The sequence below is a fragment of the Streptomyces sp. NPDC001927 genome, from assembly GCF_053594455.1.
The window spans coordinates 413041-436830 of sequence record NZ_JBSFEN010000008.1 but is presented as its reverse complement, the minus strand read 5'-3'; the positions used below and the strand labels follow the sequence as shown (position 1 = coordinate 436830).

The 23790-nt window shown below is 70.7% G+C and carries 21 protein-coding genes and 3 pseudogenes; 15 read left to right on the top strand and 9 right to left on the bottom strand.

The features are described from left to right. Nucleotides 1-4 precede the first annotated feature (4 nt). Nucleotides 5-436, top strand: a complete 432-nt coding sequence (locus tag ACWCO8_RS23995; protein WP_451033954.1) for a VOC family protein — start codon at nt 5-7, stop codon at nt 434-436. 27 nt (nt 437-463) lie between these two features. Here the strand turns inward: ACWCO8_RS23995 and ACWCO8_RS23990 are convergent, their stop codons facing one another. Continuing rightward, entirely contained in the window at nt 464-1450 is a 987-nt protein-coding gene (locus ACWCO8_RS23990) for an alkylmercury lyase family protein (protein ID WP_451033953.1), read from the bottom strand. A gap of 192 nt (nt 1451-1642) precedes the next feature. On the opposite strand from ACWCO8_RS23990, the gene ACWCO8_RS23985 reads away from it, so the two are divergent. Continuing rightward, complete coding sequence (locus ACWCO8_RS23985) at nt 1643-3190, top strand: alkaline phosphatase D family protein (protein ID WP_451033952.1); 1548 nt, start codon at nt 1643-1645, stop codon at nt 3188-3190. Nucleotides 3191-3359: 169 nt separating this feature from the next. Here the strand turns inward: ACWCO8_RS23985 and ACWCO8_RS23980 are convergent, their stop codons facing one another. Beyond that, complete coding sequence (locus ACWCO8_RS23980; RefSeq protein ID WP_451033951.1) at nt 3360-4136, bottom strand: class I SAM-dependent methyltransferase; 777 nt, start codon at nt 4134-4136, stop codon at nt 3360-3362. Nucleotides 4137-4366: 230 nt separating this feature from the next. Further along, a complete protein-coding gene (locus ACWCO8_RS23975; RefSeq protein WP_451033950.1) occupies nt 4367-4729 on the bottom strand; it encodes a hypothetical protein in 363 nt (120 codons plus the stop codon). Between the two features lie 374 nt (nt 4730-5103). Here ACWCO8_RS23975 and ACWCO8_RS23970 point away from each other — a divergent pair, with 374 nt between their 5' ends. Further along, complete coding sequence (locus ACWCO8_RS23970; RefSeq protein WP_451033949.1) at nt 5104-5421, top strand: hypothetical protein; 318 nt, start codon at nt 5104-5106, stop codon at nt 5419-5421. Beyond that, nucleotides 5393-5827 (top strand): annotated as a pseudogene (locus tag ACWCO8_RS23965) (Dyp-type peroxidase domain-containing protein); the annotation flags it as partial. The gene ACWCO8_RS23970 and the pseudogene ACWCO8_RS23965, both read left to right, overlap by 29 nt. 208 nt (nt 5828-6035) lie before the next feature. Here ACWCO8_RS23965 and ACWCO8_RS23960 read toward each other — a convergent pair. Both ACWCO8_RS23960 and ACWCO8_RS23955 read right to left on the bottom strand, forming a co-directional pair. After that, nucleotides 6036-6704, bottom strand: a complete 669-nt coding sequence (locus tag ACWCO8_RS23960) for a pyridoxine/pyridoxamine 5'-phosphate oxidase (RefSeq protein WP_451033948.1) — start codon at nt 6702-6704, stop codon at nt 6036-6038. Nucleotides 6705-6739: 35 nt separating this feature from the next. Continuing rightward, nucleotides 6740-7234 carry a molybdopterin-dependent oxidoreductase gene (locus ACWCO8_RS23955; protein WP_451033947.1) on the bottom strand — a complete coding sequence of 165 codons (495 nt, stop codon included), beginning with the start codon at nt 7232-7234 and terminating at the stop codon, nt 6740-6742. A gap of 336 nt (nt 7235-7570) precedes the next feature. Between ACWCO8_RS23955 and ACWCO8_RS23950 the strand changes: the two genes are divergently transcribed. The 4 genes from ACWCO8_RS23950 to ACWCO8_RS23935 all read left to right on the top strand — a co-directional run bounded on the left by ACWCO8_RS23950 (nt 7571) and on the right by ACWCO8_RS23935 (nt 12392). Continuing rightward, the gene (locus tag ACWCO8_RS23950; protein ID WP_451033946.1) at nt 7571-8395 is read left to right on the top strand and encodes a PucR family transcriptional regulator ligand-binding domain-containing protein; all 825 of its coding nucleotides are present in this window, start codon (nt 7571-7573) and stop codon (nt 8393-8395) included. A 59-nt stretch (nt 8396-8454) separates the two neighbouring features. After that, complete coding sequence (locus ACWCO8_RS23945; protein ID WP_451033945.1) at nt 8455-9162, top strand: hypothetical protein; 708 nt, start codon at nt 8455-8457, stop codon at nt 9160-9162. 137 nt (nt 9163-9299) lie between these two features. Continuing rightward, nucleotides 9300-10511, top strand: a complete 1212-nt coding sequence (locus ACWCO8_RS23940; RefSeq protein ID WP_451033944.1) for a 4-hydroxybenzoate 3-monooxygenase — start codon at nt 9300-9302, stop codon at nt 10509-10511. Nucleotides 10512-10655: 144 nt separating this feature from the next. Next, the gene (locus tag ACWCO8_RS23935) at nt 10656-12392 is read left to right on the top strand and encodes a methyltransferase (RefSeq protein WP_451033943.1); all 1737 of its coding nucleotides are present in this window, start codon (nt 10656-10658) and stop codon (nt 12390-12392) included. Nucleotides 12393-12460: 68 nt separating this feature from the next. Here the strand turns inward: ACWCO8_RS23935 and ACWCO8_RS23930 are convergent, their stop codons facing one another. Further along, nucleotides 12461-12799 (bottom strand): thioredoxin family protein, encoded by a 339-nt coding sequence (locus ACWCO8_RS23930; protein ID WP_362016680.1) that lies wholly within the window; start codon nt 12797-12799, stop codon nt 12461-12463. A gap of 157 nt (nt 12800-12956) precedes the next feature. Between ACWCO8_RS23930 and ACWCO8_RS23925 the strand changes: the two genes are divergently transcribed. The 3 genes from ACWCO8_RS23925 to ACWCO8_RS23915 all read left to right on the top strand — a co-directional run bounded on the left by ACWCO8_RS23925 (nt 12957) and on the right by ACWCO8_RS23915 (nt 14896). Next, nucleotides 12957-13475: a hypothetical protein gene (locus ACWCO8_RS23925; RefSeq protein WP_451033942.1), complete on the top strand. Its 519-nt coding sequence runs from the start codon at nt 12957-12959 to the stop codon at nt 13473-13475. Then, nucleotides 13445-14038: a hypothetical protein gene (locus ACWCO8_RS23920; protein WP_451033941.1), complete on the top strand. Its 594-nt coding sequence runs from the start codon at nt 13445-13447 to the stop codon at nt 14036-14038. Before ACWCO8_RS23925 ends, ACWCO8_RS23920 begins: the two co-directional genes overlap by 31 nt. Before the next feature lie 75 nt (nt 14039-14113). Continuing rightward, the gene (locus ACWCO8_RS23915) at nt 14114-14896 is read left to right on the top strand and encodes an SAM-dependent methyltransferase (RefSeq protein ID WP_451033940.1); all 783 of its coding nucleotides are present in this window, start codon (nt 14114-14116) and stop codon (nt 14894-14896) included. 32 nt (nt 14897-14928) lie between these two features. On the opposite strand, the gene ACWCO8_RS23910 is transcribed toward ACWCO8_RS23915, so the two are convergent. Then, a complete protein-coding gene (locus ACWCO8_RS23910) occupies nt 14929-16881 on the bottom strand; it encodes an APC family permease (RefSeq protein ID WP_362016687.1) in 1953 nt (650 codons plus the stop codon). Between the two features lie 159 nt (nt 16882-17040). Between ACWCO8_RS23910 and ACWCO8_RS23905 the strand changes: the two are divergent. From ACWCO8_RS23905 to ACWCO8_RS23890, 4 genes and pseudogenes are all read left to right on the top strand, one after another. After that, nucleotides 17041-17298, top strand: a pseudogene (locus ACWCO8_RS23905) (PEP/pyruvate-binding domain-containing protein); the annotation flags it as partial. A gap of 53 nt (nt 17299-17351) precedes the next feature. Beyond that, on the top strand, nt 17352-17495 hold the full coding sequence (locus tag ACWCO8_RS23900; RefSeq protein ID WP_451033939.1) for a hypothetical protein: 144 nt from the start codon (nt 17352-17354) through the stop codon (nt 17493-17495). A 14-nt stretch (nt 17496-17509) separates the two neighbouring features. Then, nucleotides 17510-18157 (top strand): class I SAM-dependent methyltransferase, encoded by a 648-nt coding sequence (locus ACWCO8_RS23895; protein WP_451033938.1) that lies wholly within the window; start codon nt 17510-17512, stop codon nt 18155-18157. Between the two features lie 10 nt (nt 18158-18167). Continuing rightward, on the top strand, nt 18168-18821 hold the full coding sequence (locus tag ACWCO8_RS23890; protein WP_451033937.1) for a hypothetical protein: 654 nt from the start codon (nt 18168-18170) through the stop codon (nt 18819-18821). On the opposite strand, the pseudogene ACWCO8_RS23885 reads toward ACWCO8_RS23890, so the two are convergent. Both ACWCO8_RS23885 and ACWCO8_RS23880 read right to left on the bottom strand, forming a co-directional pair. Next, a pseudogene (locus tag ACWCO8_RS23885) lies at nt 18818-19936 on the bottom strand (NADAR family protein). The gene ACWCO8_RS23890 and the pseudogene ACWCO8_RS23885 overlap by 4 nt on opposite strands. Before the next feature lie 153 nt (nt 19937-20089). Continuing rightward, nucleotides 20090-23731 carry a DNRLRE domain-containing protein gene (locus ACWCO8_RS23880; RefSeq protein WP_451033984.1) on the bottom strand — a complete coding sequence of 1214 codons (3642 nt, stop codon included), beginning with the start codon at nt 23729-23731 and terminating at the stop codon, nt 20090-20092. Nucleotides 23732-23790: the final 59 nt, after the last annotated feature.

Genomic DNA, 23790 nt, shown 5'->3' with positions numbered 1-23790 from the left:
ACCCATGGCACCCTTGCCCACTCCCTCTCCCTCTCCTGATGGGAACCGGCTCTTCTCCGCGGTCGGCCGCCTGGTGGTGCTCGTCGAGGACCCCGAAGCCGCTCTGGTCTTCTACCGGGACGTCCTGGGCTTCGCGGTCCTGCACGACGAGACGACCGACGGCTACCGCTACCTGCACATCGGCCTGCCCGGCCAGACACCGACGGGCCTCTGGCTCATGCCCGCGACCACGGACCAGGAGCGCGACCTGATCGGCCGCCAGTGCGGCGGCCAGCCCCTGCTCGTCCTGTACACGGCCGATGCCCAACAGACCGCCGACCACCTGCGCGCCCACGGCGTGCGGGTGTGGGACGAACGGAAGGAGGTCGACAGCCGCTCCCTCCACTTCGAGGACCTGTACGGAAACGTCATCGTGGCAGCTCAACTGCCGGCCTGATAGAGGTCGTTGACCAGGTCACCGCCTTCAAGGGGCGAGCAGCGGGCCGAACGTCCGGCGGCCGATGCCCTCGGCGGTCGGCAGGTCCACCACCTGGCCCGGGACGTCCGGGTGCCGGCTCGTCCAGGCGCGGGCGGTGGTGGCGTCGGTGAAGAAGTTCAGGGCGTCACAGCAGGCGGAGGCGGCGGGCCCTCCGCCCGGACGCTGCCCGACGAACACCACCGCGGTCGCCGGTTCCCACCGGACGGTGCCTGTGGTGGAGGTGACGGTGACGGGGGCGCCGCTGACCGGGTCGGTGGAGGAGATCACGGCGTCCTGGCCGAGCATGGCCGGGATCCCCAGGGCGTCGATGGCGCACATCGACCAGACCTCCACGCCGCTTTCGAGGCGGACGCGGTGGCGGGTGGGGACTGCGGAGAACGGGTAGGCGGCGCGGATGTCGCCGGACCGGTCCAGGGTGAGGAAGTCCTCGTCGGCCAGCTCGGCAAGGACCTCGGTGGCGTTCCGCCCGGCAGCGGCCGCCACCGGCTGAAGCACCTGCGCTTCGGGGGCGACCCCGGTGACGGTGAAGTGGCGCAGGATCTCCTGGTGCACCGCACGCAGGCCGTTCTCGGCCGGCGCGCGTCGCCCGCGGCCGCCGCGGCCGACCACGTCCAGCGCGTCCGGCGGCTGCGGGGTGCAGCACTCCGAAGCTCCCGCGTCGCGGACCTGTGGGGTCGCCCCGGCGAGGGCCCGACGGAGGGCGGACTCGTCCGGTACGCCCGACACGGCGCCGTCGGCGTTCCTGTACAGGCGGCACGACAGGCTCGGGACGGCCCCGGGCGGCGCGAACGGGTCGGTGCCGTCGATCAGGATCGTCGGCGACCCGTACATGCCCCAACGGGCCGCATCGGCCTCATCGACTACCTCGACCAACTCCACCTGAGCCCGCCGTCCATCGAGTACCGCGTTGACCCGCTCCAGCGCGGGCCGCGCGTTGGGGCAGTCCGCCACCGTCAGTACCGTGATCCGCATGCGCCGAGCCCTCCACGCCGTCGTTTGCCTTCCACACCGACGGTAGAACTTTCCGTGCGGTGGTGACACCCCAAGAGGTCGCGGACCGCAGCGCGCCCGACTCTCGTAGAAGGCGCTTTCCGCCGTGTTCACCCGCGGCTGCTCAAGTTGGCTGGACAACTTTTCGTCAACCGAGAGCCGGAGGCCACCTTCATGCCCCTGAACCGTCGTGACCTGCTCAGATCCGCCGCCGTGGCCGGCGCCCTGGGCACGGTCTGGCCGCTGAGCGCGAAGCTCTCCCCCGCTCAAGCCCTGGAGGCCGCTCAGGCGCTGGGAGCGTCGTACGACCCGGCGCCCTTCACGCTGGGGGTCGCGTCCGGCGATCCGCTGCAGCACTCGGTCTCGCTGTGGACCCGGCTCGCCCCTGAACCGCTGGCGGACGAGCAGCGGCTGCCGGACGCCGTGCCGGTGCGGTGGGTCGTCGCGACCGACCGGGAGCTGCGGCGGAAGGTCGCCGGGGGAACCGTCGCCGCCGCCGCGGCGCAGGGCCACAGCGTCCACGTCGACGTGTACGGTCTCGAGCCGGGCCGCCGGTACTACTACGCGTTCAGCGCGCTCGGCAGGACCAGCCGGGTCGGCCGCACCAGGACCGCGCCGGCCCGGCACGTCGACAGGGTCCGGTTCGCCACCGCCAACTGCCAGCACTTCGCGCACGGTTACTTCTCGGCGCTGCGGGGCATCGCCCGCGAGGACGTCGACTTCGTCGTGCACCTCGGCGACTACATCTACGAGAACGGCAACTACACCGGCACCGTGCGCGACCACGAGGGTCCCGCGGTGTTCGACCTCGTCTCCTACCGGCGCCGCCACGCCCTCTACAAGGGCGACCCGGACCTCCGCGCGGCCCACGCCGCCCACCCCTGGTACCTCACCTGGGACAACCACGAGGTGCAGGGCTACTACGACGGCCGCGACGACGCCGCGTTCCTGGCCCGCCGGGACGCCGCGTACCAGGCGTGGTACGAACACATGCCCCACCGCATGGTGGGCAGCGACCCCGTACCGCACCAGCAGATCTACCGCCGCCGGAACTGGGGCGGGGTCCTGGACCTGACGATCCTCGACCTGCGGCAGTACCGGAACCGTGCCGACCGCCCGGACAGCACCATCCTCGGAGCCACCCAGCGCGACTGGCTCCTCGACCAGGCGCGCGGAGCCCGCGGCTGGCACTGCTGGGCCAACTCGATCATGCTCTCCAAGCTCGACAAGCCCGGCGGCGACCACTACTACGACATGCAGTGGGACGGCTACCGGGCCGAGCGCACCGAGGTGCTCTCGCAGCTGCACCGGCTCGGCACGGAGGACTTCGTGGTCGTGACCGGCGACTGGCACTCGGCCTTCGTCGACGACATCCGCCCGGACTTCGAGAACCCCGACTCACCTGTGATCGGCACCGAGTTCACCGCCCACTCGGTGTGCTCGGACTCCTACGGCCCCGAGTGGAACGCGGCACGCGGCCCGGAGCTCGGAAGTCTCAACCCGCATCTGCAGTACTTCGAGGGTGACCGCTACGGATACGACGTCCACGAGGTCACCACGCGCCGCTGGACGACGGAGATGCGGGTGGTCTCCGACCGCCGCGACCCGAACGCCCGCATCTCGACGCTGACGAAGTTCCACGTCGACCGCGGCCGCGTCGGCGCGTACGAGGACAAGCGCACCGCGACGTCCCCCGCCCAGTACCGCCGCAGGACCGACTGACCGACGCCAGACCGCGAGCCACCGCCGCTGCCGTTCTTGCCCGCGCGACCGGGCCGATCGACGATCGACGAACGGCAGCGGCGGCGGTGTCCGGTCGCCGCCCGACGGCCGGCACGGCGAGATCGCCGACGGCCGCGTGACCGCGGAGCTGTCGGGATCCGCGGCGCGGTCAGGGAGTCGCGCGGACGATGACGAGCGAGCCCTCGTACGTCGGCTGCGTGCGCAGATGGCCGAAGCGCTCGTCCCAGGACCCGGACTCCAGGTCGCGGCGCAGGTTGATGTCGAAGTGTTCGCGGGCGTCGTCGTCGACGAAGCTCCAGGCGGAGCACGCCTGGCGGGCGGCGGGGTCGAGGAGCATCTCGGGGCGGCCGTAGTACGCCTCATTGAAGCCGTCGGTGCAATCGAACGGGATCGGCACGGACTCGACGGTGACCGTCCCGCCGAGGGCGGCGGCGATCTCGGCGACGCGAGGGTAGCGGCGCGCTTCCGTGTCGAGGACCTGGGGCGCGTACTCGTACAGCCAGAAGTCCCGTACGAGTGCGGGGTCGCAGGTCAGCGCCACGACGGGACCGACGGTCACGCGCCGCATCTCCCGCAGCCCGGTGGTCACGTCGCTCCACTGGTGCACGCTGAACAGCGTCATCGCGGAGTCGAACTCACCGTCCTCGAACGGGAGATCCTCGGCGACGGCGTCGACCGCACGCGGAAGCCGGGTCGGCCGCTGAGCGCGCATCGAGGCGGACGGCTCGACGGCGGTCACGATGCCGGCGACGTTCTCGTACGACCCCGCCCCCGCACCGACGTTGAGGACGGTCCGCGCTTCTCCCAAGGCCCTGGCGATGAGGCGGGCGATGCGTCCGTCCGGTCGGCGGTAGCCGGAGTATCCGGAACCGATCACGCCGTAGTCGACGTCGCCGGCGCTACCGTCGTGGGAACGAGTCGTCATCTGCCTTACCTCGCCTTGTGAGCAGGAACAGCGGGAGCGGACCGAAGGCCGGCCCGCGTTGATGACCCGATCGGTCGCTTCCGCTGCGACGGCGCCGCGCTCTCCATCCTGCATATGCAGTCTCCATCCTGCAATCAGCTCATGAATGCTTGGTTGATCACCTAGTTCAGCGTGCAGGTGTGGTTCGTTGATTTGGGTGAGTCGACAGGGCCGCGCGTCCGTAGGAGCCGTCAGCCCCGCCGTACGGCGCGCGCCAGGAAGTGGTGGGCGGCGTCCCCATACTCGTCCACGTGCCGGCCGGTCGTCTCCAGGGCGCGGCGGAGGTTGTTCTCGGCGAGGAGGTCGTCGGGGTCGAGGGGGCGGCCGTGGCGGGCGGCGCGTTCGGCGCGGCCGGGCAGGGGGTGCCGGTTGCGTCGAGGGCTCGACTTCCCGGGTCCAGCCGCATGCGCGCCACAGCTGCCGCGGTACGCATGTGCCAGTGTGCGGCGGGCCCCTGCACGCCGACATCGCGGAACGACGCGCAGGGCCCTCCTGGCCGGCTGCCCCGTTGCGGCGAGCCACTTCTCCGCGCCGGACCGGCATGCGCCAGTCAAGCAGGGCTCGCCCCGAGGGGGCGATTGGATTCGGCCACAGAAAACAGCACGCCCTGGGGGCGTGGGTACAGCGGATCATCCAAGAGGTTAAAGCCCTTATCTGGGGTACATTTGCGAGGCAATGATGTGATGGGGTCTCGCTGATGCGGTTCTCAGCTACGGGAAGCTGGCAGATGCCCGCCCGATCAGCGTCTTTGAGCGGGTATGCGCCAGCCGAAATGGCACGGTGAGGTGCGCGTGGCCGGGGAGGTGGACAAGCCGTACACGGTGACGCTCGCCAACCTGCGCTCCCGGCCGCAGATATCCGTGCGGGTGGAGTACGCCACCGCCAAGGGCCCCAGAAGCACACGTATCAGGGCGTCCTGCTGCATGACGTGCTCAAGGACGCGCAGCCGCGCTTCGACGAGTCGAAGAAGAACGGGCAGCTCCGCGGTGTGGTCGCGGCGACCCGCGGCGGTGACTACCGGGCGGTCTTCGGCTGGGCCGAACTCGACCCCGGCTTCGCCAAGTCCCGGATCCTGCTGGCCGTTTCGGAGGACGGCAAGCCCATCGACGACGCGGCGGGCCCGGGACTGGTCGTCCCGCAGGACACGCGCGGTGGACGGTACGTGTCCGAGCTGAACCAGCTCTGGGTCGGCAGCGTGGACACCCTCGTCGACGGCGGTGCCGGATCTTCCCGTGTCGGGGGCTGAGGCGGAACCGCCCGAGACCAACGCCACGCGCGGGCAGGTCTCCCGCCGAGCCCTGTTCGGCACGGCCGCCGGCGGAGTCGCGGCCCTCGCCGCCACCGCGTCCCTACGGGACGGCGGCGACACCGCCGCTGCCTCCCGGGTCGTGCCCTTCCACGGCCCGTACCAGGCAGGGATCCTGACACCCCGCCAGGAACACGTCCGCATGGCCGCGTTCGACCTCGGCGCCTCCACGGACCGTGGTAGGGCCGCGGCCCTGCCGCTGCGCTGGACGGCGGCGGCCGAGCGGCTGACCCGGGGCGAGGCGGCCGACCCTCGTACCGAACCCCCTGGATCGCGGGCCGCCGAGACCGGGGTGCTCGCCGGAACCGATCCGGCCCGCCTCACCCTCACCTACGGCCTCGGGCCCCGGCTTCTTCGCCCGGCCAGGACTGACGACGGCCAGGCCCGACGCCCTCGCTCCGCGGGCCGACGACCGCGATGCCGTCATGTTCCGCCGGAGCTGGTCCCACCACGACGGCCCCGGTCGCTGCCTGCACGCTCCTCGGTCCCGACTGGACCGACGGTGGCCCGGCGCCCCTGCTGCTCCCGGTCACGGCGGGCGCGTGAACCGGACGTCAGGACCAGAGCTGTCGCCGCTGCCAGCCGGTGCCTTCCTTCTCGTACCGCAGCCGGACGTGCACGCGGGTCGCCGCGGCCTGCCAGAACTCGACGATGTCCGGCTGGACCGTGTACAGGGTCCAACCGGGGTCGACGAGCCCTGGCTCCGCCTCGATCCGGGCCAGGCTGTCCCGCAGGGCCCGGTCGCGGGCGTCCGGGTCGGTCAGGTAGCGGCTCTGCCGGCCGAGCAGCGCCTCGGCCCTGGCGGTGGCCGAGCGGGCGAGGAAGTCGGCGGCCGAACGGTCGGCGGGTTCCGGCCGGACCGGGCCCCGGACGCGGACCTGACGGCCGAACTCCGCCCAGTAAAAGGTGAGCGCGGCGCGCGGAGCGCCCGTGAGCTGAACGCTCTTGGGGCTGGAGGCGTGGCCCGCGAATCGGAACCCCGAGGGGTCGACGTCCTTCAGGATCAGCACGCGCGCGTCGGGGTCTCCGGCCTCGTCCACGGTCGACAGTGTCATGGCGTGGGGGTCGGGGACCCCGGCATCGACGGCGTCGGCCAGCCACCTGAGGAACAGCTCTACGGGCTCGGCCGGGGCCTGGTCCGTGACGAATTCAGGCAACTGCCGGGCGAAGACCTCGATACCGCGCAGCCAGTCGCGCACGGTGGAGGTGTCGTTCTCCGTCATGTCGTTCTCACAATCGGGGTGATCTCGGCGGGGTCTCACTCGTCGGACGTGCCGGGTATGCGGCAGCTGCCGATCCAGATGTCGGTGACCGCGCCGATGTATCGGGCCCCGCACCGGTCGGAGGGTACGACGAGCTGAGGGCCGGTCGCGTCGAGTTCCTCGTCGTCCATGCGCGTCGCGAGCAGCACGGGCGCATCACCGAAGTCGGCGTCGATCTCGGCCCAGGACAGGACGGTGTGGTGCCCGTCCCCGCCGTTCACGGCCAGCAGGAAACGCGAGCGCTCCTTGCGTCGTGCGGGGTCGAAGCCGGGTCGGGCCAGGGCCAGGACCTCGCGCAGCAGTGGCCCGTGGAACGTGTGGTGCTGGGGGCCGGCGCTCGCGCAGTTGAAGACGACCTCCGCGCGGTGCTGCTCCCATCCGTGCCGCAGGTCGCCGACGCTCAGGGTGACGGGGTTGGCGACATCGCCCCAGAGAGCGAAGGACGCGACGCCCGCGAGGGGAGGGCGGGGCGCGGCGTTCAGTCGGCTCATCGTCGGTCCCCTTATGGCTCTGGCCTCTGGTCCTCTGGCGGCTAGTGATCTTCCCGACGTTCCCGGTGGACACCCAGACCGACACCGTCGGGAACCATTCTTGCCACCCGACTCCGCCGGATGTCCACGCACCTGTGAGTGGAGAAGTGGGGAGCGAATCGCGCTGTCGCCACCACCTGCGATGTGCCCGAATCCTCCAGCGCCGACGCCCGACTCCTGGATGATGATCTGAGAGGTATTTCTGTACATCGCCTTCGCATCTACGATGCTAGAACGGGCACTCGCTTAGTGAATGTGAGACACGGATCCAGTCCGTGGGTATGCAAGGAGTCCGCCATGCAGGTCGACCATCTTCTCCGCCTTGACCGTCTCGACCTCTCGCTGGTCTGGGGAGACGAGGTGCTGTTGGCTCAGGAGATCGGCGGCGTCACGGCGACCGACCTCGAGGATCCGGCCCGCTTCCTCCAGCCGGGCGAGGTCGTGCTCAGTGGGCTCGTGTGGTGGGCGCGTGAGGACGAACCCGCCAAGACCGACCGGTTCGTCTCCGCCCTGCGCGAGGCGGGCGCGGTGGCCCTGCTCGCGGGGGAGGAGACGCACGGAGAGGTGCCGTCGGAGCTGGCGGACGCCTGCCGCAGGCACCGGATCGCCGTGCTCGCCGTCCCGGCGCGCACGAGCTTCCGGGCGATCACCGAGGCCGTCTACCTCCGCCAGTGGGGAGAGCTCAGCCGCCGCCCCACGGATCACTACGCGCTGCCGGAGAACGTACGCGTCGAACTCGACCGGACGCTGGAACGCGGGGCGCCAGTGGGCGAGTTGTTCGACCGGGCCTTCGATCACCTCGGCCTCCCCGCGTGCCACCTCCTCACCGGCAGCGGCCGTACGGTCGCCCGGACCGCCACCGCGCCCGAACTCCCGGTCCGGCGCGCGGCGGAGGCCTTGCGGGACGGGCCGGCGCGACCGTGCGCATCGAGGCCGACGACACCGTCTTCGACGCCTGGCACCTGTACCTCGCGGAGGACGGCCAGGTGCCGCCCCGGGTCCTGCAGGAGATTGCCGAGCTGCTCGGCCGTCACCGCCGGCGACAGGACCAGCAGAAGGCGGCGCGCCGACTGGCCTACGAGGAGCTCGTCGCACGGGTGTGTGCGGGGTACGGCGAGGTGAACGGCTTAGAGGACGCGCTTCGTTCGTGCGGGCTCGCCGGCGCCGCCGCGTAGACGGTGGTGGTCGCCGCCCTGGCGAGTACGGAGGAGCGGGGCGACACCGCCGCGGCGCTCACGGAGGCGCTGAGCCATCAGCGGTCGGCCGCGTTCGCGGTCGCCGAACGTTCGGAGGGCGAGGCCGTCGCGGTCCTTGCGCACGAGCCGAAGCTCGCATCCGACGTACGGGCGCGGCTCGACGAGGTGTGGCCGCTGCTCCAGGCCTGCCGCCCCGACATCGCCCTGCACGCCGGCGTCAGCGACCCCGTCGACAACCCCGCCGAGCTCGCCGACGCTCTCACCCAGGCCCGTACGCACTCGCCGGGGCTCGTACGACTGCCACTTCGTCGGCTGGGGTGGCGGGGCTCGACGACCTCGCCGACCTCGAGACGCTCCTGGCCGGTGTCCCCGCGCATCTTCGACGCCGGGCGGGACGCCTTCCAGGCGGACGAGGCCATCACCGGCGCGCAGTTGTACGCCGAGGTCGAGCGGCCGGCCACCGACGCGGGCTGGGAGATCGGCATCTGGCACGCGGGGCACCTGGTCGGCGACTTTCCGCACGAGACCAACGAGGGCGCGAAGGCGGAGTCGTACATCACCCCCGAGAACACCAACCCGCTACGCCGCACCGACCGTTCCGGCCGCCGCTGCCACTGGATCCTCGAACTCCATTTCGTCAACGGGGAGAAGGGCTTCGGCGGGTTTTTCGAGCAGCTGTTGGACCTCGGGTAGAGGCCGTCGCTCGTGGCCCTCGCCCGTACAGCGGCGGGGGCCTTCCGCGAACAGGGCAGAATCCTTTTCGCGTCAAGCCGCGCATTCGGGTGATATTTGACTGTCCACATATTTTTCCGTGCCTAAGATCCACTGTTGTGACAGAGAGTCAGTACGCCCGGTCCGCCCAGGACTCGGCTGATGTGGTCATCCTCGGGGCCGGCCCGGCCGGCCTGGTCCTGGGGAACCTTTTACTTCGCAACGGCATCGACTGCGTCGTGCTGGAACGTGCCGATCGTGACCACGTCCAAAACCGCGCACGAGCGGGCTTCCTCGCCGCGAACACCGTGCGGATCCTGGAACGCAACGGTCTGGACGGGGGACTGCGCCGGCGCGGGCACGAGCACAGCGTCTGTGAGTTCCGTACCGAGGACGGCCGCTTCCGCCTGGACTACCGGAAGCTCGGCCGGGGGGAGCCGCACACCGTCTATCCCCAGCACGAACTGGTCGCCGATCTGCTGGCGCAGTACGTCGACGCGGGGGGCCGGATCCGATTCGGCGCCGAAGCGGTCGCCGTCGCCGACGCGGACGGCCCCACGCCCACGGTGACCGTACGGGAGGCGGACGGGCGCCCCGGGCAGTGGCGGGCCCGGTACGTCGCCGCCTGCGACGGCCGCCACGGGGCGGGGCGGCGCTCGCTGCCGCCCGGCGCGGTCCGGCGCCACCACCGCGATCACGGCGTGTCCTGGTTGGGCCTGCTCGCCGAGGCGCCGCCCAGCCTCGACGCCGTGGGCTACGCGACCCACCCGCACGGCTTCGCCGGGCACATGGCCCGCTCCGCCGAGATCACCCGCTACTACCTCCAGTGCGAACGCGGTACCCAGGCCGACGCCTGGAACGAGGACCGCGTCTGGGACGAACTCGACCTGCGCATGCGCGCGACCGAGTACGGCCCCCTGCTGCGAGGCCGCGTCGTCCAGCGCGCCGTCATCGACCTCGAGTCCGACGTCCTCGAACCACTGCGCCACGGCTCGCTGTTCCTCGTGGGCGACGCCGCCGCCCTCATCAGCCCGTCCGCCGCGAAGGGCGCGAACCTCGCGGTCCTCGAGGCGGAGATCCTGGCCGAGGCCCTGACCGACACCCTCGCCCACGGCGACCCCGAGCCACTCGCCTCCTACTCGGAGCGGTGCCTGGCGCACATCTGGCGTGCGCAGGAGTTCTCGCACTGGATGATCCGCCTCCTGCACGACGTCCCGGACTCCGAGGGCGCCTCCCTCTTCCAGGAGCGCCTGCGCCGCTCGCGGATCGCCTCGCTGCGCACGTCGCGTACGCACCAGGACTGGTTCGCCGAGAACTACGTCGGCATCTGACCGACCCCCCTCACCTCTTCATCTCGTCCCGTTCCGGGCCAGGCCCTGGGCTGCCCGTGCCTGCGCACGGCATCCCCGAGGGCCGGGCGCCGGGATTCCTCCTTCACCCACGGACAGGGAATGCACTCCGAACCTCCCTTCACCATGCCCGCAGCCACGACCACCACGACGGCGAACGCCGGCTCCGACGCGGAGCGGCTGAGCGCGACGGCCGCATTCGTACGGGAGCAGGACACGTCCGTCCTGCTCTCCCGCGTGCTGCCCGGTCTCGACGGTCCCGAACTGCGGGCGCTGACCGACCAGTGCCGCTTCGCGCACGCCGCCGTGCTCGTGTTCCCGCCCGACGAGCCCGCGCTGCGAAGGGACTTGGCGGCGGGCGGGCTGTCCACCGACACGGAGGCGCAGCCCAGCGTCGTCGTGCGCGGACGCCTCGCCTCTCGCCACCACCGCGATCCCGCGGATCTTGACGTAAGGATTCTCCGTCCGCTGGTCCGCGGCCCCGCCGAAGAAGTCCGGGCGGTCGAGGTGTTCGCCCTGACGGTGCCGCCGGGTTCCGAACTCGCCGGGATCGCCGCAGAGGAACGCCGTCAGGACCACGAGGCGCACCTCGCCTTCGACGTCGCGCAGCCCGACCCCCTGGTGCTGCGCGGGCTGTTGGCGAGCTTCGCGCGGCACGGCGCGGCCGCCGACGGAGGCGGGTACAACCCGCACGAGGACGGCACGGTGTTCTACTTCACGGCCCCCTCCGACACGAAGACGGCGTACCGGCGAGTGGAGTTGTACGCGAGCGGTGACCACCGTGACGTACTGACCGAGCACCTCGGCCGGTCCCTCGCCCCTGCGGAGCCCGTACGACAGCCGGACCGACCGCGGTCGGCCGAGACCCTCCTGTGGCTGCTGACCGGCGCCTGGACCACCCAGGCCCTGGCGGCCTGCGCGCGGCTCCGGCTACCGGAGGCCATGAACCGCCACACCGGGGTCGACAGTGCGGAGCTGGCGCGGGCCGTCGGCGCCGACCCGCAGAACCTGGCGACCCTGCTGCGGTACCTCGCCATGCTCGGCGTGGTCTCCGAAGGCCCCGACGGGTTCCGCCTCACCGGCGTCGGCGCTCTCCTGGACGCGGAGGCCCCGGGCTCGATGCGGCCCCTGGCGCTGATGTACGGCGGCCCCTTCTACCAGTCCTTCGCCCACCTCACCCACACCGTCCGCAGCGGGCAGCCGGGTTTCGAGCACCTCTACGGCGAGAACCACTTCGACCACTTCGCCCGCGACCCCGAACTCGCGGCCCTCTTCGACCAGTCCATGGTGTCGAGCGCCGCCATGTTCGACGCCCTTCCCGCGCACCCGGTCCTGACCGCAGCCGCCACCGCCCCCGGCCACCCTCGTACCGTGGTCGACATCGCGGGCGGCACCGGAGAACTCCTCGCCCGCATCCTGACCGCCCACCCCACCCTGCGCGGCATCCTCCTCGAACGCCCCCAGGTCCTGGAGGCGGCGCGCACCCACCTGGCCGGCACCGACGCCGGCGGGCGGTGCGCATACCGGGCGGGCGACTTCGCGGACGTACCCCCGGGCGGCGACGTCTACATCCTCTCCCGGGTCCTGCACGACTGGGACGACGACCGCTGCCGGAGCATCCTGCGCCACTGCGCCGACGCCATGCCCCGCCACGCGGACCTCCTCATCGTCGAACGCCTCCTGCCGGCCGACGCCACCCCGTCGCTCGCCACCGCGTGGGACCTCCACATGATGTGCAACACGGGAGGCCGCGAACGTACGGCCGACCACTACGCGCGCCTACTCGAAGCCCACGGCCTCGAACTCGTCACCACCACCCCCCTCGCCCTGGGCGCCCACGCCCTCCACGCCCGCAGAGCGTGAGGCGTCGGGGTCTGAATGCGGCATAGGGATGCGGCACAGGGATGCGGCGGTGGCACCGTGGCCACCGCTCAGAGATGGCCGTCGAGGAACTCCCGTACCTCGGTGATGGTCATGGGCCCTGTGCCGTGCGCCACCGCCTCGCCCTCCTTCAGGAGGACGTAGGACGGGGCTCCGGTGATCCCGTAGCGCTCGGTCGCGGCCGGACAGCGCGTGATGTCGGTGCGGACGGCCGTGAGGCGGCCCGTGTACTCGTCGGCGATGTCACCGACGACGACATCCATGGCACGGCAGGCCTCGATCGCCTTGGGCCATGTCCCGGTGAAGTACGCGAACACCGGGACTCCGCTCATCCGCAGGATGAAATCGAACTCCGCGTCCTCACGGGGTTGGTGCACCCGCTTCGCCATGAAGGCTCCTGACCTCGCGCTTCCGTCATTCCACCCCCATCATCCCCCGCGCCCCGGCCAGCCCTCCGCACCCGCCCGGCAGGCCCCGTCGGCGCGGAGGTACCTTCCCCTTCGGCGGCCTTCCACCGCGCCCAATTCCTTGAGGTAGGTGATCCACATGAACGCCCTTGATGGGCCGGCCCCGACCTTCAAGGTGGGAACGATCCGGACGACTGCCCTCCTTCTGGGCAGCTTGCTCTGCGGCACCGCTCTGGCCTACCTCCTCGTGGAGGCCACGGGCGGGCACATGACGGGGGCTGAGCTGCGGTCGTGCCTTTCGGCGGCTGTGATCGCGAGCGCGGTCTTTCCGCTCCTGCCCCCTCACTACCGCGTCGAACTCGACGACAACGGTCTCGTCCTCCACGGGGACGGGCGCCGTGAGATCGCGTGGCGGGACATCACCGGCCTGGAGATCCAGAAGACTCTCGGGATCCGGACGGTCATCGTGCACATGTCCGGCGGACGCCGGACACTGCTGCGCGCGCCGACGTCCTTCCTGGACAGCGGCTTCGACGACAAGGTCAAGGTCCTCACGGACTGGTGGACCGCCCACCGGGGTGGACCCACCGTCCCATCGTCGGTTCAGACAACTCATGATGATCAACGGTGGCCACACCTGTCTCCGCACCAGAACTGACGGAAGGGCACGACATGCTCCCGATGGACCGGATCCGCGCGCTCCTGTTGGAGCACGACGACCCTCGCCACCTGGAGCGCCCCGCGGATTTCGACCTGGACTCTTCGCGGGGCAGTTTCGCCCGGCTGGTGAGTGCCATGAAGGAGCGCTTCGGGCCGTCCTGCTTGGACGACCTGGGTCAGGACGCCAGTTTCTACGGTGTCGTCGATGTCCCGGCGGACGTGACGGGCCTTGGCCGGCCCATGCGTGTCGTGATGAGCAACTTCGGCGGCTACTTCGTCACCGCTCGACTGCTGGTCGGTGAGGAGACTCCCAGCGGCGAGGCGGCTCTGACCGAGGAGTTCGTGGCATGGCTCGACGGCGTCTGTACAGCGGCGGGGTGCACCTTCGTCCCCGTCGAGCTGCTCCGTGAGTCGTACGACGGACCGACGGTCCTGGAGGCGCACCGGGACGCGGAGCTGCTGGCGGCGCTCGTGGCCGCGGGTGAAGTCGCCGAGGATGGGGACGCTGAGGACGAGGTGGGCAAGGCCGACTGGCACGACCGGTACTTCGAGTACATGTGAGGCACAGCAGCTCTGAGGTCAAAGAGGCGTCAGGGTACGGGAGTTGTCGCCGAGGTCCTGCGATACGTTGAGGGCGTGACCGACATCGAATCGCGCATCGACACGTCCCGGCCGCACACTGCCCGGATCTGGAACTACTGGACCGGCGGCAAGGACAACTACCCGGTCGACCGGGAGGCCGGTGACCGGATTCGCGAGTTGCATCCCGGGATCGGGGAGTACGCGAAGGCGGACCGGCTGTTCCTGGGGAGGGCCGTGCGGTACCTGGCCCACGAGAAGGGCATCCGGCAGTTCCTGGACATCGGGACCGGGCTGCCGAGCGCCGACAACACGCACGAGGTCGCCCAGCGCGTCGCCCCCGACGCGCGGGTCGTGTACGTGGACAACGATCCGCTCGTCCTCGCGCACGCCCGGGCGCTGCTCGTCGGGACGCCCGAGGGGCGGACGGACTACCTGGACGCCGATCTGCGGGACGTCGACACGATCCTGGCCGCCGCGGCGAAGACGCTCGACCTCTCGCAGCCCGTCGCGTTGATGCTGCTCGGGGTCGTCATCTTCGTCGAGGACGACGAGGAGTCGTACGCGATCGTCCGCCGGCTCATGGAGGCGCTCGCCCCCGGCAGCCACCTCGTCCTGTCCCACACGGTCACGCACCCCGACATGCCGGACGTCGACGCGGCCGTGGCGTTCTGGAACGAGCACGGCACGCCGAAGCTCACACAACGGACCCCCGCCGCCGTCGCCCGCTACTTCGACGGCCTGGAGCTGCTGGAGCCCGGCGTGGTGTCCTGCTCCGCCTGGCGGCCTGAGACGCCGACGCCCGACGTCGCGATGTACGCGGGTGTCGGCCGGAAGTGAAGCCGGGGTCGGGCAACCCGCGAGCCGCCGCCTCAGCCCACGTGGACGCGGGGGCGGCGGGTTCGGTCCGGTTCTGCCTCTCGTAGGACCTCTCGGGTGACCGGGGCGACCTCGCCCTGGCCGAGGAGGAAGAAGCGGAGGAAGTTGGCGAACGGGTTGCCCTCGGTCCATTCGAAGTAGATGTGCGGCCGGGTGCCCGTGAGGTCGCGGGCCTGCAGGAGGAGCGCGGCCAGGGCGTTGGGGACGGAGGAGCTCTCCACCGTGAGCACGCGGTAGCGGCCGTGCATGACCTCGCCGCGGACGGTCAGGCCGGACTCGAACTCGGACGGGTCGGTCACGGTGACCTCGACGAAGACGAAGTCCTCGGTGGTCGGCAGGTCGTTGTCGGTGCGGATCTGCTCGATCTTCTCGCGGTACTCGGCGAGATCCCGGTGGTCGGGCTCGTTGGCGATGAACCGCGGGGTGCGGTGGGAGATGTCGCGGATGAACCGCTCCGCCATGGAGTCCAGCTCGACGTGCGTGACGCGGAGTTCGAAGGCCCGGCCGAGCCGCGAGAGCAGCGAGATCAGGATGATGCCGGCGATGAAGCAGGCGCCGATCTTGACGCCGTCGGGCCGCTCGATGATGTTCACGACGGTCGTGTAGAGGAACACGGCGGAGATGACGCCGAAGCCGATGGTCCAGCCGCGCTGGCCTGCCTTGCGCGCCGCGATCGTCACCGCGATGGCCGCGGAGCAGATCAGGACGAGGACACCGGTCGCGTACGCGCCGCCCTGCGCGTCCACGTCGGCGTCGAAGATCCACGTCACCAGGAACGCGACCAGGGTGAAGACGATGACCATGGGGCGTACCGCGCGGGCCCAGTGCGGGGCCATGCCGTACTTGGGCAGGTAGCGGGGCATGAGGTTGAGCAGACCCGCCATCGCGGAGGCGCCCGCGAACCAGAGGATGAGGATGGTCGAGACGTCGTAGACGGTGCCGAAGGCGTTGCCGAGGTATTCGTGCGCAAGGTAGGCCAGGGCGCGGCCGTTGGCCTCGCCGCCGGGCTCGAACTCCTCGTGCGGGATGAGGACCGTGGTGATGAAGCTGGTGCTGATCAGGAAGACGCTCATGATCAGCGCGGCGGTCGTCAGCAGCTTCTTCGTGCCGCGGATGCGGCCGGTGGGCTTCTCCTCCGTGTCGCCCGGTTCCCCTTCGACGTGCGGCATGACGGCCACGCCGGTCTCGAAGCCGGACAGGCCGAGCGCGAGCTTGGGGAAGACGAGCAGAGCCACACCGATCATGGCGAAGACGTTGCCGTGCTCGGCGGTCAGTGCCGTGGTCCAGTCCGTGACGACATGACCCTCGGTCAGGACGTGCCACACGCCGGTCACGACGACGACCGTGTTGAGCGCGAGGTAGACGGCGACCAGGGCGGTGGCGACGCCGATCGCCTCCAGGAAGCCCTTGAGGAACACCGCGCCGAGCAGCGCGATCAGGACCATGGTGATGAGGACCTGCTTGTTGTGCAGGGCCTCCGACAGATGCGGGTTCTCCACCAGGTGGGTCGAGGCGTCCGCCGCGGACAGGGTGATCGTGATCAGGAAGTCGGTCGCCGCGAAGCCCAGCAGGGTGAGGACGAACAGCTTGCCCTTCCAGAAGGACAGCAGCCGGGACAGCATCGCGATCGAGCCCTCACCGCGCGGGCTCTCCTCGGCCACCCGCCGGTAGACCGGCAGCGCGCCGGCCAGGGTCACGATGACGAGCACGATCGTCGCCACGGGGGACAGCAGCCCCGCCGCCAGGGCGGCGATGCCTGGCTGGTAACCGAGGGTGGAGAAGTAGTCGACACCGGTCAGGCACATCACCCGCCACCACCGCTGCCCCTTGTGCACCGGCTCCGCCTGGGCTTTCGGGACGGACGGCCGGCCCTTGCCCATGTCGGACAACCCCTCCAGCATCCACGCGCGCAATCGACTGGTACGCGGTTCGTCGGTGGGGGCCATCGAGAGGTGCTCCTGGTGTGCTGTGGGGGGCGATTTCCGGCCGTCGTGGGAACGGGCCGGGCCAGCGTAAGGAACGAGCCACCCCTCCGCCCCGGCAGTGGCGTCAAGAAACCGTCAAGATCCACCCTCCCGGCCTCTCGTGCGCCGCGGAGAGCGCCGATGGTTCCGTGCCGGTGGCGGCGTTCCACAGGTGTTCTCGCGCGCGTGCCCAGCTGCCCGACGCGCTGGGGGAGGAGATCCTCGCGGCCTACGCCGGACGCGGCGACGGGGCGGTACGGTCGCCGTGTCGCCGTGTCGCCGTGTCGCCGTGTCGCCGTGCGGTCGTCGGCCACGGCCGAGGAGCTGCCCGATCTGTCGTTCGCCGGACAGCAGGGCAGGCACCTGAACATCCCGGGTGAGGCCGCGCCGCTCACGGCGGTACGGGACTGCTGGGCCTCGCTGTGGGCCGACCGGGCGATCGCGTCCCGGACGTGTGCTGCGACCGAGACGTACGCCTGTTCCTGCTCGGCGCCGACCCACTGGCCGGCCTGCCCGAGGGCTCCGACCTCATGCGCGACCTGGACCGCACGGCCGGCCGGCTGGCGATGCTCCGCCGCGTGGACGTCGCGCGGTAACTACTGTTGCGCCCATGGTCGACCACGATGCCCTCACCGCCACCCGCGATGCGTACGACGACGCCGCCTCTACCTACGCGCGGCTGTTCCGCGACTCGCTGCGGGACAGCCCTCTGGACCGCGCGATCCTGGGGGCCTTCGCCGAGTCCGTACGGGCGAGTGGGCACGGTCAAGTCGCGGACCTGGGCTGTGGGCCCGGCCATGTCACTGCTCACCTCGACGAGTTGGGGCTGGAGGCGTTCGGTGTGGATGCCTCACCCGCAATGATCGAGCTGGCCCGACAGGCCTACCCGAGCCTGCGGTTCGACGTGGGCTCGATGGCCGCGCTGGACATCGCCGACGGCACGCTGGGCGGCGTACTGTCACGGTGGTCCATCATCCACACTCCACCGCAAGAACTCCCGCTGATTCTGCGGGAGTTCGAGCGGGTTCTCGCGCCCGGTGGCCACCTCCTGATCGGCTTCTCGGCCAGCGAGGACGCGGCTCACCCGACGCAGGTCTTCGACCACACGGTCGCGCCGGCCTATCGCTGGTGGCCGGACCACCTTGCCGCGCTGCTGCGCGAGTCCGGGTTCGCCGAAGTGGCCCGGATGGTGCGCGAGCCTCAGCCCACCGACCGCAGGCAGTTCCAGGAGATCCACCTCCTCGCACGCCTTGCGTAGGGTCGGGGCCATGAACACCGAACTGATCGAGCGGACGGCCACCGCCTGGCAGCAGTTGACCGCGTGGCTGCGCGAGCACGCCCCCACCTCGTACGCCTCGATCCTGCCGCCGGCCACCGAGGCCGAGATCGCGGAGGCGGAAGGTCTCCTCAGGCGGTACTGCGGATTCGGCCTCCCGCCCGAACTGGTCGCCCTCTGGGGACTGGCCGGAGGCGTGGAGCAGCTGGACATCGAGGAGTACGACGAAGAGGGCGAGGTGGCGACCGGGGCGTTCCTGCCCCACGGGGTGCTGCTCACCCCCGCCCAGTCGATCCGGCCCCGGATGGAGGGCTTCGACGCCCACGGCAAGGACTACTGGGAGGGCGCGGAGTGGGCCGCACCCGTCGGGAACTACAGCGAGGCGACCGACATCGGCCTCTACCTGTCGGCCGACGGCCTCGGCACGTGGAGGAGCTACGAGGGCCTGTTCATGGAGGCCCCGCTCTTTCCGTCGATCGCCGCGTACCTGGAAACCGTCGTCCGGACGCTCCGCGAAGGCCCGGCCGACCTGATGGGCCCCGCCGTGCCCGGCATCGTGTACGGATGCCTCGTCTGGCAGGAACCGCGGTATCCGACCCTCGACGAGACCCTCCCCGACTGGCGGCCCGTCCACCCTGTCGGCTAGGAGCTGTTGCCCGCCTGGCTCACCAGCAGTTCGGACCGGACGAGTTCCAAGAGGCGGCCCGTCCAGTTGCGGCCCCGGCCTCCGTTGTCGCCCCAGAAAGCCGAGTTCACGTCGTCGTAGAGCAACGTCGCGTCACCCGTGGCCAGAAGGATCGCGGCGAGGTCGGAGTGCTGCTCGTACTTGGTGCGCAGCAATCGGGCCATGACTGCCGTGCGGGTCCGCTCCCAGCCTTCACGTCGCGTCGCCTTGGCCGCGAGTGTGTGGGCCTTCGCCCCCGTCTCCGCGGTGACGATCGAGACGCGCGCCTCAGGTTCGGCGACGGACTGGGCCTAGTAGGCGTGCGCCACCGACGGATAGGTGACGTCGTCCAGGGTGATGGGTGCGGGGTAGTCATTGCGCAGGCACCGCTTGTCCGGGTGCTCGAGCGCGCGCTGCGGATATGAGTGGTACAGCTTCACCGCGGGGGCGAACGAGTCCACCGCCCCGTCCGCCGGCACCCGCGAAGATGCCTCGGCCACCCATCGGCGCCGCTCCTCGAAGTACGTGACGGCCTCGTCGTACTCCTCCTGTGAAACCGTTTCGTCTGGCCAGCGGGTGAAGCGACCGCCCGGCCCCGCCACCAGGACCTGCAGGGGACGGTCCTTGCGGTCCATGTCGCCGAGAGCGTAGTGACGCACGGTCTCGGGGATGGCCAGATAGGCGGCCCTGGCAGCGGACCGGTTCTCCTCCGTCCGCTCGGTGAGGAACTCCTCCACCGCCGCCAGACAGCGGCCGGTCGAATCGGGGCGACCGTTCAGCTCGTCGATGGTGTCGCGGACTTCGGCAAGCAGCAGCTCCGGGGTCAGCCAGGTGTCCGGCTCGCCGAAGGTCCACGAGGCCAGGTGGTGTGCGGATGCCTGGCCGCCGTCGGGAAGGCCGGTGGCGACCCACCCGCTGCGGAGCTTCTTCTCGAACTCGTCGAGCGTGACCAGTTCCCAGCAGTCGACGAGACCGTCGGCGTAGATGAAGAGGTCGGTGAGAAAGTAGGTGCCGCCGTTGCATATGAACGCGTGACGCCAGGTTCCGGGGACACGGACGCCGTCCGCCATGCGATGGGTGATCCGATTGCCGATCATCCCGCGATGATGCCCGACAGTGCTGCCGGGAAGCACGCCGATTAATCCGTTGCCGCAGATCAGAGCCTGCACACAAGCGGGCGCGCGCTCCATACGGGCAGGGCCCACCCCGGGTTTTCCGGGGTGGGCCCCGCCGTGTTCGCCGTAGTGGTTCTACGGCTTCGTCATCGTGCAGATGAGGTCGGCCTTCGAGGTGTCGCAGCCCTTGAACCAGGCGTTGCCCGGATCCAGGAAGTACGCCTGCTCGTCCAGGAGCCGCATCTGCCGTGCGAAGTCGCCGAACGGCCGCATCGAGCCCTGGTTGACGTCACCGGACATCGACGACCGGCCACAGACCTCGTTGAACGTCGGAGCGTCGTACCGGGTGTCGTCCAGGAAGTGGACGCTTCCGTCGTCCGTCGTCGCCGACACGGTCTGCATGCAGTCCGCGCCACCGCCCGGCGCCTCGTTCTTGCCGCCGTCGATCGCCTTCATGCCGGCCGACTGGTACGTCGACGCGAACGGGAACTCGTCGCAGTTGACCTCGTCGAAGTGCGGTCCCGAGTGGTGCAGGGCCGTCTTCGGGTGGGGCAGGAACGTCTTGCGCGGAACCCAACCCGTACCGCCCGCCTTCGGCCCCTTGTAGCGGGTGCACATCGCGTCCCGGCTCTTCTGGGAGTCGTAGTCGTGCTTGTTCCGGGCCTGCGGCGGCAGGTACTGGAGCGGGGCGTCCCAGCTCTGGCCCAGGCCCTTGACCTTCGACTTGTTCTGGATCAGCCAGGCATGGGCGGCCGCCTCCGGGTACGCGGCGGTGTTGAACACGTACGTCGGCGCGTACTGCGGCAGCACACAGCCCGGGGCGCCGTAGGAGGCGACCTTGTCGCAGGTCACGAACAGCGGCGGGGACTGCCAGTACGCGTAGTCGTCCCGCCACTCGCCCTTCTTGCCGTTCAGGCCCGGCGGGGGCTCCACCTCGGTGACGGGGCGGCCGTTGAAGAAGACCGGCATGGTCTTCGACTGGGCGTCGTCGGTGGTGCCGGCGGCGTTGTCCACGGCGCCGTTCCACTTGTGGTCGGCCGTACCGGTCGCCATGTGGGAGTCGACCGGGTCGTTGCCGCTCATGCCTCCCTTCCAGGTGAGGTCGCCGTAGAAGTCGATGTTCTGCCGCCCGCTGTCGCCGCCGGTGTTGCAGCCGTCGCTCACGCACATCGAGTCGAACCAGGCGCCGGGGTTGCCGGCGCCCATGACCACCGCGCGCTCGTTGCCGGGGAAGTCGTTGTAGACCGGGTTGATCTGCACCCACGTCTTGATGGCGTCGCCGTGGGCGTCGGTCTTGACCTGGAAGTGCACCTCGAAGTCGGCCCGGTACTTGACCGGAACGACGCCGTCCTCCAGCTTGCTCTCCGCGACGAAGGTCAGGTCGAGGAAGACGCAGGCCTGCGTCCGGGTCATCAGCGACTTCTGCGCCTCGCCGAACAGGTCGGGCTGGCACCAGGCGTCCTTGACGACCGGATCCGGGCGCGAGGGGGCGCGCAGCCGGAGATCCCGCGCGGCCTTCTGCGTGAACGCCTTGGACGCCTGGTCCTTCGGAGTCACCGTGACCTGGGTGTCGTCACCGGTCTTGAAGGTACGGGCGGCCGAGCTGCCCTGCTTCCAGCCTTCCCAGGCGGGCTTCGGAGGATCGGTGGGGTCCGGCTGCTGAGAGCTGCTGTCGTTGGCCGGGAGCTTGATGTCGATCTTCTGCGGGCGGTTGTAGTCCCGGCTCCCGGCGGTGAACCCGTAGTCCCGGATCGGGCCCACGTTCCCCGCGCGGTCGACGGTGCGGGTCTGCGCCACGTGGTTGCCGTCCGCCGCCGGGGTGACCGCGTAGGAGGCATCCGGAGCGGCGGGAGCGGCCGGAGCCGCTGCGGCCCTCGCAGCCGCCGTCCCGCTGGTGGTGTTCACGGAGGCCCAGCCGGCGTCGTCCGCGTCGTCGGAGTACGGGTCGAGGCGGTACCGCACCTCGTAGGCGTCCGGCGCACCCGTGGTGACGGCGAAGTCGCCCGTCACGCCCGCACCGCCGCCGCCCCAGTTCTCCGGGTAGGTGGCCGAGGAGACGCTCTGCGGCACACCGGGGGCGGTGGTGTCGACGACGAACTGGGTCCAGGGGGACCAGCTCACGTTGTAGTGGGTGCCGTCGTAGGCGTTCGTACGGAACTTGTACGTCCGGCCGTTCTGCAGCTGCCCCGCCGGGACGGTCACGGAGGCCGGCTTGCCCGAGCCCACGAAGCCGGAGACGATCAGCCCCTCCCCGGCCGGGGTGGTGATGGGCGTGTCGGTCGCCGCGTCATAGACCTGGAAGGTGCCGTTGACCTGGTCGCCGTCCGGGTCGGTGAAGGTGTCACGCAGCGTGGGGGTGGTGGAGTCGACCGCCCACACGCCCGCGTACGACCGGAACGGCGCGCCGGCCTGACGGTTCGTGCCGTCCGACGGCCGGTAGTTGTAGGTGACCGTCAGCTTGGGCTGGTTGGCCGCGTTGTTGGCGGAGTTGACCCGCTTCCACGCCCTGATGTCGTCGGTGGCCGCGCGCAGACCCATGTGGCCGCGGGTCGCCTTCGCGGACGCCCAGGACTGGACGAGCGTGTCGACGTCGGCGTTGATCCAGCCGTCAGGTTGGGCGGCGCAGTCCGGGCTGCCCTTGGTCTCGGTCGACGAGTGGTACTGCTGGTTCCAGGTGGGCTGCGCGGTCCAGCGCGAGGACGTGGACGGCGCGCTGGTGTCCCAGACCGTCCAGGACTGCGCGGCGCAGTCGGTGTTGCCGGAGTGGAAGTTCCACAGCGCCAGGTTGGTGTCGACGATCAGCGCGTCCTGGATCGGCGTGGTGTTCCAGCTGATGAACGAGCGCGCGGTCCGCGGGGTGCCGTCGGTGTTCTTCGTGCCGGGGTTGCCGAAGTCGAGTTCGGTGTCGTTGGACCAGTCGACGGTCTCGCCCTGCTGCACGTACGTGTCGAAGGTGTTCGACAGCGCGGAGGTGGACGGGTCGACGGTGACGGGGTACCGCGTGGCCGGGTCGGCGAGGAAGGCCGCCGAGGGGGTGACGACGAGGTCGAGCTCGCCGTCGCCCTTGTCCACGACCTTCATGTCGACGCGGGCGCGGCGGGTGTGCTCGCCGGAGCGCTCGTCGACGGAGGCGTCCCACATGACGGGGGCGGGCATGGTGGCCCGCTCGGCGCCCGTCTCGGCGTCGGTGAAGGTGACCGAGCCGTCGTTGTTCGCCTCCGCCTTCAGGCCCTTGGCCTTGACGGGGAGGGTGTACGTGTACGCGCCGGTGGGCCGCTCGTGCACCTCGACGAACTGCTCGAAGCCGGTACGGGTGGCCTCGACGACGACGTCGGCGCCGGGCACGGCGTTCCTGTAGCGGGCGCGGGTGCCGTCCAGTTCGGGCTTCGGCAGCCCGCCCTTCCAGCGGAGGGTCACCTGGCTCTCGCCGCTGCCCAGGGTGACCAGGTCGCGGGCGGTGTCGTCCTGCGCGGCGCGCAGCGACTTCGGCCGGACGCCGCTCTTGCCGCCCAGGCGGAGGCCGTTGGGGTGCGCCTTGGGGGTGACGGTGCCGTCTGCGGCCTCGGTGAGGGTGGCGTCGGCCTTCTGCCACGTGCCGTTCCTCCAGACCCGTTCGGGGCCGGCGGTCAGCTCGGTGGTGAGGGTGCCGTCCGGATTGGCGACGGTGTAGGTGGTGGGGGTCGTCTCGTCGGTGACGACGGTCTTCTTCCCGGTCTTCTTCGCCTCGGCCAGGGCCCAGGCGATGGAGCCCTTCGCGTGCTGGGCCGCCCAGGCCAGGTCCGACTCCCAGATCTCCTGCGGGGAGGGGGAGTTGGCGGAGGTGGTGGCGGCCGGTG